The 14890-nt window shown below is 38.1% G+C and carries 12 protein-coding genes; 8 read left to right on the top strand and 4 right to left on the bottom strand.

Annotated features, from left to right (window positions below; translation table 11 throughout):
• Positions 1-10 precede the first annotated feature (10 nt).
• Entirely contained in the window at positions 11-1009 is a 999-nt protein-coding gene (gldB, locus tag J1N10_RS16075; protein WP_262327755.1) for a gliding motility lipoprotein GldB, read from the bottom strand.
• A 129-nt stretch (positions 1010-1138) separates the two neighbouring features.
• Here gldB and J1N10_RS16070 point away from each other — a divergent pair, with 129 nt between their 5' ends.
• The 3 genes from J1N10_RS16070 (at position 1139) to J1N10_RS16060 (ending at position 4245) form a co-directional block, all read left to right on the top strand.
• Positions 1139-1768: a porin family protein gene (locus tag J1N10_RS16070; protein ID WP_262327754.1), complete on the top strand. Its 630-nt coding sequence runs from the start codon at positions 1139-1141 to the stop codon at positions 1766-1768.
• A gap of 33 nt (positions 1769-1801) precedes the next feature.
• On the top strand, positions 1802-3451 hold the full coding sequence (locus tag J1N10_RS16065; RefSeq protein ID WP_262327753.1) for an NAD+ synthase: 1650 nt from the start codon (positions 1802-1804) through the stop codon (positions 3449-3451).
• An 86-nt stretch (positions 3452-3537) separates the two neighbouring features.
• Complete coding sequence (locus tag J1N10_RS16060) at positions 3538-4245, top strand: Crp/Fnr family transcriptional regulator (protein WP_262327752.1); 708 nt, start codon at positions 3538-3540, stop codon at positions 4243-4245.
• 64 nt (positions 4246-4309) lie between these two features.
• On the opposite strand, the gene J1N10_RS16055 is transcribed toward J1N10_RS16060, so the two are convergent.
• From J1N10_RS16055 to J1N10_RS16045, 3 genes are all read right to left on the bottom strand, one after another.
• The gene (locus J1N10_RS16055) at positions 4310-4477 is read right to left on the bottom strand and encodes a DUF362 domain-containing protein (RefSeq protein WP_212191099.1); all 168 of its coding nucleotides are present in this window, start codon (positions 4475-4477) and stop codon (positions 4310-4312) included.
• A 177-nt stretch (positions 4478-4654) separates the two neighbouring features.
• On the bottom strand, positions 4655-5839 hold the full coding sequence (locus J1N10_RS16050; RefSeq protein ID WP_262327751.1) for a M20 metallopeptidase family protein: 1185 nt from the start codon (positions 5837-5839) through the stop codon (positions 4655-4657).
• A gap of 123 nt (positions 5840-5962) precedes the next feature.
• The gene (locus tag J1N10_RS16045; protein WP_262327750.1) at positions 5963-8269 is read right to left on the bottom strand and encodes a family 20 glycosylhydrolase; all 2307 of its coding nucleotides are present in this window, start codon (positions 8267-8269) and stop codon (positions 5963-5965) included.
• Between the two features lie 330 nt (positions 8270-8599).
• On the opposite strand from J1N10_RS16045, the gene J1N10_RS16040 reads away from it, so the two are divergent.
• The 5 genes from J1N10_RS16040 (at position 8600) to lpdA (ending at position 14849) form a co-directional block, all read left to right on the top strand.
• The gene (locus J1N10_RS16040; protein WP_262327749.1) at positions 8600-9685 is read left to right on the top strand and encodes a DUF1573 domain-containing protein; all 1086 of its coding nucleotides are present in this window, start codon (positions 8600-8602) and stop codon (positions 9683-9685) included.
• Positions 9686-9764: 79 nt separating this feature from the next.
• Complete coding sequence (meaB, locus tag J1N10_RS16035) at positions 9765-10877, top strand: methylmalonyl Co-A mutase-associated GTPase MeaB (protein ID WP_262327748.1); 1113 nt, start codon at positions 9765-9767, stop codon at positions 10875-10877.
• A 42-nt stretch (positions 10878-10919) separates the two neighbouring features.
• Positions 10920-12020: a redoxin domain-containing protein gene (locus J1N10_RS16030; RefSeq protein ID WP_262327747.1), complete on the top strand. Its 1101-nt coding sequence runs from the start codon at positions 10920-10922 to the stop codon at positions 12018-12020.
• Positions 12021-12172: 152 nt separating this feature from the next.
• The gene (locus tag J1N10_RS16025; protein ID WP_262327746.1) at positions 12173-13270 is read left to right on the top strand and encodes a TlpA disulfide reductase family protein; all 1098 of its coding nucleotides are present in this window, start codon (positions 12173-12175) and stop codon (positions 13268-13270) included.
• Positions 13271-13457: 187 nt separating this feature from the next.
• Entirely contained in the window at positions 13458-14849 is a 1392-nt protein-coding gene (gene lpdA, locus J1N10_RS16020) for a dihydrolipoyl dehydrogenase (protein ID WP_262327745.1), read from the top strand.
• The last annotated feature ends 41 nt before the right edge of the window (positions 14850-14890 follow it).

The raw sequence follows: 14890 nt of genomic DNA, 5'->3' as shown, positions 1-14890 counted from the left end.
ACAAACTGGTTTAAGGGCGATATCTGGACTCGCGTAAAATTAAATGAGCGTCCTTATTATTTAATAAGTCTCTAAGCGATGTGTTCGGGTTATTTTCCATGTAAGCTTCAATAATTCTGTAACCCAGAAATACAGCGGCTTTTCCTGGAGATTCCTGTCCGAAATAATAAGTAAACGGACTGTCACCTACATATTTTTGAATGACCATACGCTCTGTATTGTACAAATGCTTTTGTTCAACCATGCTGGCCCAAATATCTGCTTCATGCCTGTTGCACCATTTCATTTGCGAATCAGAATAATCAAATAATAATGTATCTTTTATATCAGGAATCATTTGTTTGATAAAGTATTGCACCTTGCCTTGCGAAATCATCTTACTTACAACATCTTCGTTTTTTGTTTCAAGTGAGAAATTACCAACAGCCATTGCTTTCATTACATCAGGTACAAGTTTTTCCGGAGACATTTTACGTCGTAAATATTGCGGTATAGCTAGCCATTCGTAAAACTCACAATCGGCACCAAGGTATTTTTCGACGCTAACAGAAACCCAACCCGAGTCCATCGCGATGGATTGGTTGAAATAGGAGGTGTGAAAATAGACTCGTGGAATTTCTGCTTCAGGAAAATAATATTTATAATGCTTAAAGGCCTCAGTTAACTCTTTAGCCAACTTTTTGGTGTCCGAATATTGCTCATTACAGGCTTTGTAAACATCTCTGTTGTCTTCGTAATTCAAAAAGCTGGCAATAAAATTTTTGTATTCAGGGTTTGACGGGCTTCCGATTTTAATAATTTGCTGACTGTAGGCAGCCAAATAGGTGCCATATTTTTGGTGTAAGTTTTTTATCTCATTATCTAAATTGTTTTCATCCATCTCAAATAAGTCAATGAAAAACAACTGAGGCTCAATCGATACATCAACATGACTAACATTGGGACCTTTGGGCTTGCAGGCTGTTAATGCCAGGCTGATTACAGTGAGAAAAAATAATATTTGCTTCATGGTTATAATTTCAAATAATAGGTAAAAATACGAAAGCTTCGAAAATATGCAGTTAGAGACAAAAAAAAGTGGATGAAATCCATGTTTTAACTATGTTTGTAGTGATTTTTCAACCTAAATTGAATTATAATGAGACAATCAACCCTCCTTTTATTGCTAGGATTATTTTTGGTAACAACAATTAATGCCCAGGAAAATAAAAGAACCCGTTTATCTTTCGTTTTAAGTCCGCAAATATCGTGGTTAAATTCCGATGATAATTCGGTTGATAGCAATGGTAATTTGTTTGGCTATAATTTTGGTGTGGTAATGGATCGTTTTTTCGATACAAATTATGCCTTTTCTACGGGTTTAACTATTAATACAACCGGTGGTAAACTAAAATATAGCGATGAAATTCCTTCGTATTTAGAAGGAGAGAATGCCGCTACATTTCGGTTAAAATATATTGAAGTACCATTGGCTCTGAAGCTAATCACCAATGAATTTCATCGTTCACGTTATTACGGACAATTTGGTTTGTATACACAATACAACATCAAAACCAATGATGGAGATGGTAATTCGATAGGCAGTGAAGTCAACTTTTTTGATATGGGTTACCAATTAGGTGGAGGAATGGAGTATTCATTAGGTAGCGACACCTATTTAATGTTAGGATTAATATATAGTGGTGGCTTTATGGATGTTACAGATAATGACATTGATGGAAAAGCCAGCCTCAACCGTTTTACATTTCAGTTTGGTATTATCTTCTAGGAATCATTAATATTTAACAAGTAACAAGTAGTAATGAAGATTGTATTAGCGCAATTAAACTATCACATTGGCAACTTTGAGGCCAATGCTGATAAGATGATTAAAAGTATTGAAGCAGCTAAAAGTGAAGCAGCCGATTTGGTTGTTTTTTCTGAATTATCAGTATGTGGTTATCCACCCTATGATCTTTTGGAGCGAAAGGAGTTTATCCAGAGTTGCATTGATACAATTGATTTAATTGCCAAATCTTGTGTTGGTATTTCTGCCATAGTTGGTGGACCTGAGATAAATCCTGAGCCGCAAGGTAAGAACCTGTTTAATACGGCTTATGTGTTGGAAGATGGAAAGGTAAAACAAATTGTGCGCAAAACGCTTTTGCCTAATTACGATGTGTTTGACGAATACCGTTATTTTCAGCCAAACATCTTATTTGAATTAGTAAAGATTAAGGATAAAAAGATAGCCTTAACTATATGCGAAGATATCTGGGACGATCAACCGGTGGCAAACGCTTTTGCACGAGATAAACTGTATACTTTATCTCCTATGGATAAATTGATGCAGCAAAAGCCCGATTTTGCGATTAACATTGCCGCATCACCGTTTTCATACACACAAGTTGATATCCGTCGCGATATTGTCCGCAATAAAGCTCGCCAGTATAAAATTCCATTCTTGTACGTTAACCAGGTGGGCGCTAACACTGAACTTATCTTTGATGGGAACAGCATGGTTGTTAACAGCAGGGGAGATGTAACACATCAGGCCTGTGCTTTTAACGAAGATAGTTTAAGTGTTGAGCTTGATGCCATTGACTCTGCTTCAAGTACACCGCCAAAAACAGCAAAGCCAATACAATTGATAAATGATGCCTTGGTGGCCGGTGTGCGTGATTACTTTCAGAAAATGGGATTTTCAAAAGCAACGCTTGGTTTATCAGGTGGAATTGATTCAGCTGTAACAGTTGCTATTGCGGCTGAAGCTTTGGGAAAAGAAAATGTGCGGGTGTTATTATTACCATCGCAATATTCGTCCGACCACTCCATAAAGGATGCGGTTGATTTAGCCGAGAATTTAGATATTCAATATAATATTGTGCCAATAAAGGAAATTTTCAATAGTTATAACTACCTGATGAGCCCTATTTTTGAAGGCAAAGAGGCTGATGTTACCGAAGAAAATATTCAGGCGCGTATTCGGGGCACTTTACTGATGGCATTATCGAATAAATTCGGACATATTCTTTTGAATACCTCTAATAAAAGTGAGGCCGCTGTAGGTTATGGTACCTTATACGGTGACATGAACGGTGGTTTATCAGTGTTGGGTGATGTGTATAAAACCGATGTGTTTAAATTGGCCCGTTATATTAATCGCGATAAGGAAATTATTCCGGAAAATACCATTGTAAAGCCTCCATCAGCTGAATTAAGACCTGATCAGAAAGACTCAGATTCGCTACCAGATTACGATGTGCTGGATGCGGTGCTGTTCCGTTATATCGAAAAAAATCAATCGCCAGAAGAAATCATAAAGGATGGATTTGAGGAAGAAACAGTTAAGAAAGCTGTGCGTCTGGTAAATATGAATGAGTACAAGCGTTTTCAGACACCGCCAACCTTAAGGATTTCTGGTAAAGCATTTGGTATTGGGCGTCGAATGCCTTTAGTTGCAAAATACTGATGTATTTTCCCGCTTTTTTGCTTGAATTTTAAGCGCATAATCATAAATTTGTATGTTATACAACATAGTTTTATAACACCCTTGTAATGCCTGTTAAGAAAAATAATACCCCTGTAGATCCCACAATAAAAGATATCCCAAAGCTGTATAATATTCTTACAGAAGAGGAAAAGCAGTACCTGTTAGAAAATCATTCAACGGTATATTACAAAAAGAATGACATCATTTATCAGGAGGGCGAGAAGCCAACCGGATTGTTATGCTTGGGGAAAGGTAAAGTAAAGATCTTTAAAGAAGGAGTAAGTCGGCGCGAGCAGATTGTGCGTATGGCATCGGCTCCTGATTTTATCGGTTACCGGGCTCTGTTTGCCGAAGAAATGCACATTGCCAGTTCAGAGGTAATAGAGCCTTGTACTATCTTTCATGTGCCCAAAAAAGTTATTTATAATCTGATGAAGACTAATCCTGCCTTATCAATGGCCTTCATTAAGTCGTTTGCCAGCGAATTGGGATTTGCACGATACCGAACGGTCACGTTAACGCAAAAGCACATTAGAGGCCGTTTAGCTGAAAGTTTATGTGTGTTAAGAGATATTTATGGATTTGAAGAAGATAAACAAACCTTAGCCGTGTATTTATCTCGTGAAGACTTGGCTAATTTCTCTAATATGACTACTTCCAATGCTATTCGAACGTTAAGCTCATTTGTGAATGAAAAGGTTTTGGCAGTAAATGGGCGTGTTATAAAGATTCTTGACTCAGAAACCTTGCAGCGTATCTCGCGATTAGGATAATACTTAGACTTATATATACTAAAAAAGCCCCTAACGGGGCTTTTTTATTTTTGCTTGTAAAAGCTTATGCTGGGTGAATTGCCTCAGTAGGGCAAACATCAGCGCAAGTACCACAATCAGTACAAGCTTCAGCATCAATTTTATAAATATCTCCTTCTGAGATAGCTTCTACTGGACATTCGTCAACACAAGTACCGCAAGCGATGCAGTCTTCATTAATTACGTAAGCCATTTTTTTGTCTTTATTGGTTATTATTACACAAGCAAAATTATCTGCTTTTTTAATTAAAAAAAAGATTTCCTTTCGAAAGTAGTTTATTTTGAAAGGTTATAAATAAGGCTTTAAGGTCTTTTATTATTCAAACACCTGTGCATTAGCTGGTTTTACTGGTGTTTAGACGGTTTCTAATTAATCTTCGCGCATAAATTTATAGCCCAGATATGCCATTAAGCCAGCCGCTGTTTCTAACGAATCCTCATTTAAGTTAAACTGTGGGGTATGTAAACTGCCTGTTTCGCCATTTTGTTGTTCCACTCCGAAACGATAAAAAGTACAAGGATACTTTTGTGAATAATAACCAAAGTCCTCAGCAGTCATTCTGGTTTGCATTAATTCTGTCGCCTCATTTCCCATGAACTTTTGTGAGAAGCTAATCGCTTTTTCGGTAACTACTTCATTATTGTACACCATGGGATAGCCATCTTTAATATCAATGTCCACATCGGCCCCCATTGATTGCGCTGTGCCTTTTGCAATAGCTTTTATTTTTTCTTTAATGATAGCTCTCCATTCTTCGTCCATGGTACGTAAAGTGCCTGCAATCTCAACTGTTTCGGGGATGATGTTCGTTGCTCCGTTAGCTATGACTTTACCGAACGAAAGCACAGTAGGAATTTGGGCAGGTACAATGCGGCTTACTATCTGCTGCAATGCAACAATAATATGCGAAGCAATCAATACATTATCAGTTAAAGCATGGGGCATAGCTGCATGTCCACCTTTACCTTTAACAGTAATATAAACTTCATCGCCTGATGCCATATACATGCCACTTTTAAAGCCCACATGTCCACTTTTCATATTTGGTAATACATGCTGGCCAATAATAATTTCTGGTTCATGATCATCAAAGCAACCTTCTTCCATCATTAACTTAGCGCCACCGGGAAATACTTCTTCTGCCGGTTGAAAAAGTAGTAGAATGGTTCCTTCCCATTCATTTTTCAACTCATTTAATACCATTGCTGCGCCTAACAGGGCAGCACTATGTGCATCATGGCCACAAGCATGCATGACTCCTTCGTTACGAGACGTGAATTCCAAACTACCTGATTCCTGTATTGGTAAAGCATCCATGTCAGCACGTAAAGCAATGGTTCGTTTATCAGGATTTTTACCTTTTAAATAGGCTATAATACCTGTTTTAACAAAACCTGCCTTATAAGGAATACTCATTTTATCAAGCTGTTCCTGAATGTATGCTGATGTTTGATGCTCTTCAAATGATAATTCAGGGTTTTGATGAATATGTCTTCTTATTTCAATTATCTGGCTTAGGTATTGCTTAGTGAGTTCTTTGATTCGCGCTTTCATAATGGTGTTTTAATTCAGATGAAAATTTACCATAAAGTGTTAATATTTTAAATCTTCGTTACAAAGATAACACGATTGTACAGAATCAAAACACTTGCCTTCAATGCAATTGAGATTTGGAATCTAATCATAAAAAAACGCTGATGGGATTAGTCTGGTTTCAGTCCCATCCGGAGAGATAACATTCAAATTAAAATACTGGTAACCTGTTGTTTGAAAGTAATAAATTTTAGCATCATACATACCTTTAGACAAGGCAATGGCTCCTTTTTCCACTTTCTTACCGTGGATTCCATCATTGTTAACCACCAATTTATTATTGATATACAAAGCACTACCGTCGTCAGAGTTAAGGCTGAACTCATAGATGCCTTTATCATTTGCATGAAAATAACCATTGTAGATAAGTCCATATCCTTCATTGTGTGCAGAATCGGGCAAAAACAGTTGTCTCGCAATGCCTGATTCATTCTTACTAATGTTCTGTATTTCTTTAACAGTCTTGAAACGCCCCTTATGTAATGAGTAACGCAAGCCAGGGAGTTTATCAAGCGATTTTTTAAGCGGTTTCTGAAACGAGAGTTGATTTAAAGTAATGATAGCCGTTTTACTTTTATCACCAGTTTCTTTATTAATAGTTATGGCCTTGATAGTTCCCGACTTTTTTACGGCTATATTGTGCGTGAAGAGTTTCGAAGAATTAGTCGGTTCGGAACCATTAGTAGTATACCTTATTTCATATTTGTTTGAAATATGCTTGAAACTCATTGTGGTAGGATGAGTAAAGTTAAGCTGCTCATTCTCCACAATAGGCTTTGGTACTTCATAGAAATAATTAACTCCAAGCACTGATAAACGCTCTTGGTGTGTATCTAACTTTTGCATAAAAAATGCCCAGTCCTTATTGCTTTTTTGTATCCAACTGATTTCTGAAAATGCACATAAACGAGGATATAGCATGTAGTCCACTTTTTTGCTATCGCTTATGTACTCTGTCCAACAATTGGCTTGAATACCAATAACAGACTTCGATTCCTCTTCTGTTAGGTTGTCAGACACCGGTTCGTAACAATAAACATCTTTAAGAGGCGTGTAGCCACCAATGGCTAAAGGATGATTTTGTGGCTCGCACTGGTAATGGTCGAAATATAAATAGCTATTAGGCGATTGTACAATTTTATTGTTGTTTTTAATCGCGTCCTTTATTTCAGCATCATCTTGCCATACAACAATGGTGGCATTGGATAGTGATTTATCGGTCATGATTTCATCCCAACCAACCATACTTTTGCCCAGACTTTCCACTATTTTTTGTATTCGTTTTATAAAAAATAGTTCTAACTCGTTCTCATCGGCCAGTTCATAATCGCTGATGCGCTGTTGACAATGTTTGCAATTTCGCCATCTTATTTTTGTACATTCATCACCGCCAATATGAATGTATTGTCCAGGAAAAAGCTGCGCTACTTCAGTTAATATATCCTTTAAAATGACATAACTTGATTCTTTACCCGGACAAATAACATCGTCAAAACCACCCCAGCGAGTAGCCACCTCATATGGGCCTCCCGTGCAACCCAACTCTGGGTATGAGGCCAAGGCGGCCAATGCATGACCGGGCATTTCTATTTCCGGAATGATAGTGATATGGCGCTCCTGGGCATATTTAACTACCTCTTTAATGTCTTCTTGAGAATAATAGCCTTCATAAACTTCATTGTTGTATTTGAGAGGGATATTAGCGGCGTGACCAACCACAGTTTTACTGCGCCTGGAGCCAATCTTCGTAAGTTTTGGATACTTCTTGATTTCAATGCGCCACCCCTGATCATCGGTTAAATGCCAGTGAAACACATTGATTTTATAGAGAGCTAAAATATCTATTTGTTTCTTGATATCTTCAATAGAAAAGAAATGACGAGCAACATCCAGATTTAAACCACGATAGTTAAAACGAGGATAGTCTTTAATGTAGAGTGCTGGAATAATCCAATGATTATTCTTTTCAGTTTTATTTGGTAATAATTGTCTCAGGGACTGTATGGCATAAAATAATCCTTGCGCAGAGGAAGCGGTAATTGCTATTTCGTTAGCGGAAACCTCTAACGCATATGCCTCAGGATTATTATTTTGCTCGTTGTTGATGGCAAAACTGATAAAGTTGGTAGGTGGTTGGCTATCTATAATTTGCAGTTCGATATCAGTGCTTTCTTTTATTAAAGACTGGAAGTAAGAAATGGTGTTAAGTACCGTTTTATCAAGTCCTTTGTAAACAATTTTCGTAGTATGATTAAGCTCAAATTGGCCTTCGTGAACACTTAATTGATTAGGTTGCGGGATAATGTGTATTGACTGAACGTCTTTTTCGATTGGCTGTTTACAGCCTGTTACGCATAAAACAAATAATAGGAGCAGATAGGATTTATTCATAATAGAAACAGACAATTGTATTCTTGTTATAAGATAAAATGAATGAAACAAAAATAGTTTTTTAATTTTCATAAGCTATAAAAAGATTATCGAAACCATATAAAAATAAAAGTCGATAAAGTTCAATTTATCGTATTTATGAAAAGAAGAGATACTTAAACAGAAAGTATTAATGGCGTGTTAAAATAGCTGAACGACCCCAATAGATTATAATTTATTTATAGATTTGTGTTTTGTTGCTGCAATACTGTAACACTCAACATTAGTATTGCGTAATTAGATGAGTTCAAAAAGAAACTTAGATTTAGTACTTAAAAACTTAACTTAACGATGAAGAAGTTTTTCATATTTACACTCTTTGCTAGTTTATTAGTTGGTTATGTAAGCGCCCAACACGCAAAACCAAATGTTGCATTTGATAAAACCATTCACAACTTTGGAGAAGTAAAAGAAGATGGAGGTGTCAGGCAGTTTCAATTCCAATTTAAAAACACTGGTGGTCAGCCCTTGGTGTTGCACAATGTAAAGGCTTCATGTGGTTGTACAACACCACAATGGACGAAAGCACCTATTCCTCCGGGAGGTTCAGGAATGGTGAAAGTAACATTCGATCCTCGTAACCGCCCTGGTAATTTTAACAAAACCATTACAGTTAGTTCCAATGCTCAAAATGCAACGGTGATTTTACGAATCAACGGTAAAGTACTGCCTCGCGAAATGACTATGGAAGATATTTATCCTCGTAATATGGATAAAATCCGTTTAGAGACATCGCATTTGGCCTTTACCAGTATGACGCCGGAACAGGTAAAAGAAGAGAGCATCAAAATAATTAGCACATCGGAGCAGCCAATAAAATTGGGCTTTCTTAATGTACCGCCACACATCAAGATAAAAAGCGTTCCTGAAGTTATTCAGCCTGGCAAACCAGCTGTAATTACAGCAACATACGACGCCAAGGTAAAAAATGACTGGGGGTTTGTGACTGATAATATTTTCATCATTTTTGATGATGTGAGAAATTATTCAAATCGTGTAACTGTTAGTGCTTCTATACAGGAAGATTTTGCATCGTGGGATGAGGAGAAGCTTAAGAATGCACCTGTTACTAGCATTACAGAGAAGAATTGGAACTTTGGAGAAATCAAGCAAGGTGATGTGGTGAAACACCAGTTTGAAGTAAAAAATACCGGTAAAACAGAGTTGATTATTCGCAAAGTGAAAGCGTCGTGTGGTTGCACGGCTATTAAACCGGCTAAAACCATTTTAGCTCCAGGCGAAACAACCCTGATTGCAGCTGAATTTAATTCAAGAGGAAAAAGTGGTCGGCAAACAAAAACGGTGAGAATTACCACCAATGATCCTAAGGCAACAACAACGACCCTTATGATTACCGGGAATGTGAAAGTCAATTAATTAAAACAAACGAATACGAATAAGGAGAGTTAACAAAGGTTTAGCTCTCTTTTTTCTATTTTATAATATCGAATAGTACATGGCGAAAATGGATGATCATCATCATATTGAGAATGATCCTGATTTTAAAGGTCTAAAAGTTAATAAAGGAGTTGAGGATGCGCCATCGATAAATCCTAACGCCTCTAAGCGTATTATCAAAAGGAAACGGCAATTATCCATTGATGAATATGTGAATGGTATTTTAGATGGAAATGTGACGATTTTAAGTCGTGCCGTTACCATGGTAGAAAGTTCGCTTCCTGAACATCAGAAGATAGCTCAGCAAATTATTGAGCGTTGCTTGCCACATGCCGGTAAAAGTATTCGCTTAGGCATTACAGGTGTGCCAGGCGCTGGTAAAAGTACGTTTATCGAGTCGATGGGCATGCATATTATCAAGAATGGTGGGAAATTGGCAGTGTTAGCCATTGACCCTTCAAGTGAACGTTCAAAGGGAAGTATTCTGGGCGATAAAACCCGTATGGAAAAGCTTTCCGGAGAGAAGGATGCGTATATCCGACCTTCGCCATCTGCCGGTTCATTAGGCGGTGTGGCACGAAAAACGCGTGAAACGATTATTCTTTGTGAAGCGGCTGGCTTTGATACCATTTTTATTGAAACAGTTGGTGTGGGGCAGTCAGAAACAGCGGTTCACTCCATGGTTGACTTCTTTTTACTATTGATGCTGGCTGGTGCAGGTGATGAGTTACAGGGCATTAAACGTGGAATTATGGAAATGGCAGATGCTATAACTATCAATAAAGCCGATGGAGAGAATGTGAAGCGTGCTAAACTGGCTCAGGCTGAATATCGCAGTGCGTTACACCTGTTTCCCCCAACAAAGTCCGGGTGGACTCCTGAAGTAAAAACCTGTTCGTCGTTATATCACCAGGATGTAGATAAAATCTGGGATATGATTTTGGAGTATGTGAAATTAACCAAAGAAAATGCTTACTTTGAAGCCAACAGACGTTCTCAGGCCAAATACTGGATGTACGAAAGTATTAACGAACAATTGCGTAATAATTTCTATCATCATCCGTTGGTTAAAGAAGCATTAACGGTGAATGAACAGCAAGTACTGAATGATGAGAAAAGTTCGTTTATGGCTGCCAAAGATTTACTGGATAACTATTTTGAGAATCTATAAATATAATATACACAACCTTAATAGGTTTAAATGATTAATCACATGAAAAAAGTTTTGTTAGCCATCTTTGGTGTTGCAATGTTGGTTGGATGTCAGCCAAAGTCTTATGAAGTTACAGGAACACTTGAAGGTGCTACATCGGAAAGAGTTATCTTGAAGAAAATTGAAAAAGGTCAACCTGTTAATGTTGATACTACCGAAATGGTTAATGGTGTATTTACTTTCGCCGGAAGCGTCGATGCACCTGAAATTTATATTGCTGTAGTTGACGGTAAGCAGCAACCAGCCGTTTTCTTTATTTCAAATGATAAAATCAATATCACTGGTAACGTTGATAAATTATCAGAAATTGAAGTAACAGGTTCTGAGTTGACTGACATCTTAACACAATTTAATGATGAAATTCCTGGTCAGGATAGGACTCAGGAGCTTCAACAGGAGTACCAGATGGCATATATGAGTCAGGATGCTGATAAGCAAAAAGTGATTCAGGAAGAAATGCAAGCGATAATGGAAGATCAGCGTGCCTACTTTAAAAACTTTGTTGATGCGAATGCAACAAACGAATGTGGTTTATTTTTGGCTTTAAACATGGCTGGTTCATTAGACTTGGAAGAACTCCGCGAGTTGGTTGCTAAGTTTGAGCCAACGATGGCAGCACATCCTTATTTTAAAGAAATGAATGATTTGCTTGGCCCATTGGAAGAATTTGAAAAAGCACAAGCAGCTACTGCTGAAGGTGCTGTAGCTCCTGATTTTACTTTAAATACACCAGAAGGAGAAACTGTTTCATTAAGCAGTTTTAAAGGTAAATATGTGTTGGTTGATTTCTGGGCAAGCTGGTGTCAGCCTTGTCGTCAGGAAAATCCTAATGTGGTAAAAGCCTACAAATCGTTTAATACTAAAGGGTTTGAAGTGGTAAGTGTGTCAGTTGACAGAGATGCGGAAGCCTGGAAAAAAGCGATTAAAGAAGATGGCTTAACCTGGACACAAGTTTTAGCTACTGAAGAGTCGGGTGTTGCAAAAGCTTACGCTATCCAAAGTATTCCTAGCACTTTCTTGTTAGACAAAGAAGGTAAGATTGTTGCTAAGAACCTAAGAGGAACTGCTTTAGAAGAAAAATTGGCTGAATTGCTTAACTAATTGTAGTTCACCGAGAGAATATGAAAAGTCACCTTTTTTGAGGTGGCTTTTTTAGTATACATATTTTGATATGTACATTCGTGCAAGTATATTTAGGCTCTCATATTAAACAACCCAGACTATTGAAACAATAGTCTAAAAACATTCATTAAATGAAAAATCTATTATTCTTTGCCTTTGCAGCTTTGGTAGCTTTGGCATCGTGCCAGCCACAGGCGGCAAGTTTTAAATTAACTGGTCAGCTTGAAGGTGCTACTGATAAAATTGTTACTATTAGCATCTACGACAAAGACGGAGTGAACGTAAAAGATACTTTAAGCATTACTGATGGTGTCGTTAACTATTCTACCGAGTTAGCTGAACCTGTATTTGTATTGTTAGGCGAAGCTGGTTCGCGAAACACCTTAAACTTTTTTGCAGAGAACGTTGATTATACCATCAATGGATCATTAGATAAAATTGCAGAAGCCGAAGTAACGGGTGGTGCTGTTTACAATGTTTACAAGTCGGTTAGTGACGCTGTAAAAGAAATAGGCGAGAAGAATAATGAATTGAAAAAAGCCTATGGTGAGGCTGGTCAGGCTGGTGATACAGCTAAGCAAAAAGTCATCTACGAAGAGTATCAAGCTAACCAGGAGTCATTAGAGAAGGTGCAAATGGACGTTGTAGAGGCTAACCCAATGTCACCTGCTTCTGCTTTTATCGTTAACAATGTATTCGGACATGGAGCTATCGAAGAAATGAAAGAAGGTTTAGCCAAACTGGACGCATCGCTAAATACATCGACTTACTACATCGCTTTAAGTGAGAAAATTACAAAATTAGAAGCTGTTGCGGTGGGGCAAATGGCACCGGATTTCACAATGAACGATCCGGAAGGCAATCCTGTAGCCCTGTCTTCGTTCAAAGGAAAATATCTGTTAGTTGATTTCTGGGCGAGCTGGTGTGGTCCTTGTCGTCGCGAGAATCCTAATGTTGTAAAATTGTATGCCGAGTTTAAAGACAAAGGATTTGACATATTAGGTGTGTCATTAGACCAAAAAGAAGACGCATGGTTAAAGGCCATTGAAGATGACCAATTGACTTGGAACCACGTTTCTGACCTAAAAGGTTGGGGCAACGAAGCAGCTAAATTATATGCTGTTTCGGGTATTCCTCACACTGTGTTGTTAGACAAAGAGGGTAAGATTATTGCTAAAAACCTTCGCGGAGAAGAGTTACACGCAAAAATTGCTGAGTTGTTAAACTAAGATAAACACTTACATATAAGCTATTAAGGAGGCCATGTGCCTCCTTTTTTATTTTCAATACTTGATATTTGTCGTTTTATTTCAAACTCTTGGCCGCTAATTTTGTTTATGTAATCGATGTGTCATAATTTGACTTCCAATAAAAGGAACTTAAAATCTGAATAAATAGTAATAAAATAATAATAAGATGAATTACGATTTAATAGTAATAGGTAGTGGTCCGGGAGGATATGTTGCAGCCATCAGGGCATCACAGTTAGGTTTAAAAGTGGCCGTTGTTGAACGTTCTGAGCTGGGTGGTATTTGTCTTAACTGGGGCTGTATACCAACCAAATCACTGCTTAAGAGTGCAAATGTTTTTGAATACCTGAAGCATGCCGCTGATTATGGCGTTAAAATAGAAGGCGAAACGAGTGCCGATTTCGAAGCGATGGTAGCTCGTAGTCGTGGTGTTGCCGATGGCATGAGTAAAGGAATTCAGTACTTGTTTAAGAAGAATAAAATTGAGGTGATCCAGGGAACTGGAAAGCTATTGGGAAATAAGCAGGTTGAAGTGCTGAATGAAGCAGGAGAAAAAACCGTTTATACCGCTGAACATATTTTATTAGCAACCGGAGCACGCAGTCGTCAGTTACCAAATTTACCACAGGATGGCGAGAAAGTAATTGGATACCGCAAAGCTTTAACGCTTGATAAGAAGCCTGAATCGATGATTGTGGTTGGTTCTGGTGCCATCGGAAGTGAATTTGCTTATTTCTATAACACCATCGGTACAAAAGTAACTTTGGTGGAGTACATGCCAAATGTTGTGCCTGTTGAAGACGAAGAAGTTTCGAAGCAATTAGGACGTTCGTTTAAAAAGGCCGGCATCAAAGTGATGACTGGAGCTGAAGTGACCCAGGTTGATACTTCTGGCGATAAAGTTAAAGTCGTTATTAAAAACAAGAAGGGTGAAGAAACACACGAAGCTGATATCGTTTTATCTGCTGTTGGTATTTCTCCAAATCTTGAAAATCTGGGCCTTGAAGAAGTGGGTGTGGTTGTGGAGAATGGTCGCGTAAAAGTGGATGAATTCTACCAAACAACTGTTCCAGGCGTTTATGCTATTGGCGATATTGTTCCGGGTCAGGCCTTAGCTCACGTCGCCTCAGCCGAAGGTATTATTTGTGTTGAGAAGATTACCGGTCATAACCCTGAACCATTGGATTATGGCAATATTCCCGGATGTACATATACGTCTCCTGAAGTGGCCTCAGTGGGTATGACTGAGAAAGCTGCCAAAGAAGCGGGGCATGAGTTGAAAATTGGTAAATTCCCATTTTCAGCCTCTGGTAAAGCAAGTGCAGCCGGTCATAAAGATGGGTTTGTTAAGCTTATATTTGATGCCAAATACGGCGAATTACTGGGGGCTCACCTGATTGGTGCCAATGTAACTGAGATGATTGCAGAGTTAGTTACAGCTCGTAAGCTGGAGACAACCGGCCATGAAATTATCAAAGCAGTTCACCCTCACCCAACCATGTCGGAAGCGGTGATGGAAGCTGCAGCGGCTGCCTATGATGAAGTGATTCATATTTAATGAAATCAAGATACTATTTTAAAGGCTGTCATTTATTGACG

The organism is Carboxylicivirga litoralis (assembly GCF_025499605.1).
In the GTDB taxonomy this organism is placed as follows: Bacteria; Bacteroidota; Bacteroidia; order Bacteroidales; family Marinilabiliaceae; genus Carboxylicivirga; species Carboxylicivirga litoralis.
The sequence above is the reverse complement of the archived record's forward strand: the minus strand, read 5'-3'. Positions and strand labels throughout refer to the sequence as shown.

Coding starts and splice junctions, on each gene's coding strand:
- gldB (WP_262327755.1), bottom strand. CDS start 1,009: ATGAAGCAAATATTATTTTTTCTCACTGTAATCAGCCTGGCATTAACA.
- J1N10_RS16070 (WP_262327754.1), top strand. CDS start 1,139: ATGAGACAATCAACCCTCCTTTTATTGCTAGGATTATTTTTGGTAACA.
- J1N10_RS16065 (WP_262327753.1), top strand. CDS start 1,802: ATGAAGATTGTATTAGCGCAATTAAACTATCACATTGGCAACTTTGAG.
- J1N10_RS16060 (WP_262327752.1), top strand. CDS start 3,538: ATGCCTGTTAAGAAAAATAATACCCCTGTAGATCCCACAATAAAAGAT.
- J1N10_RS16055 (WP_212191099.1), bottom strand. CDS start 4,477: ATGGCTTACGTAATTAATGAAGACTGCATCGCTTGCGGTACTTGTGTT.
- J1N10_RS16050 (WP_262327751.1), bottom strand. CDS start 5,839: ATGAAAGCGCGAATCAAAGAACTCACTAAGCAATACCTAAGCCAGATA.
- J1N10_RS16045 (WP_262327750.1), bottom strand. CDS start 8,269: ATGAATAAATCCTATCTGCTCCTATTATTTGTTTTATGCGTAACAGGC.
- J1N10_RS16040 (WP_262327749.1), top strand. CDS start 8,600: ATGAAGAAGTTTTTCATATTTACACTCTTTGCTAGTTTATTAGTTGGT.
- meaB (WP_262327748.1), top strand. CDS start 9,765: ATGGCGAAAATGGATGATCATCATCATATTGAGAATGATCCTGATTTT.
- J1N10_RS16030 (WP_262327747.1), top strand. CDS start 10,920: ATGAAAAAAGTTTTGTTAGCCATCTTTGGTGTTGCAATGTTGGTTGGA.
- J1N10_RS16025 (WP_262327746.1), top strand. CDS start 12,173: ATGAAAAATCTATTATTCTTTGCCTTTGCAGCTTTGGTAGCTTTGGCA.
- lpdA (WP_262327745.1), top strand. CDS start 13,458: ATGAATTACGATTTAATAGTAATAGGTAGTGGTCCGGGAGGATATGTT.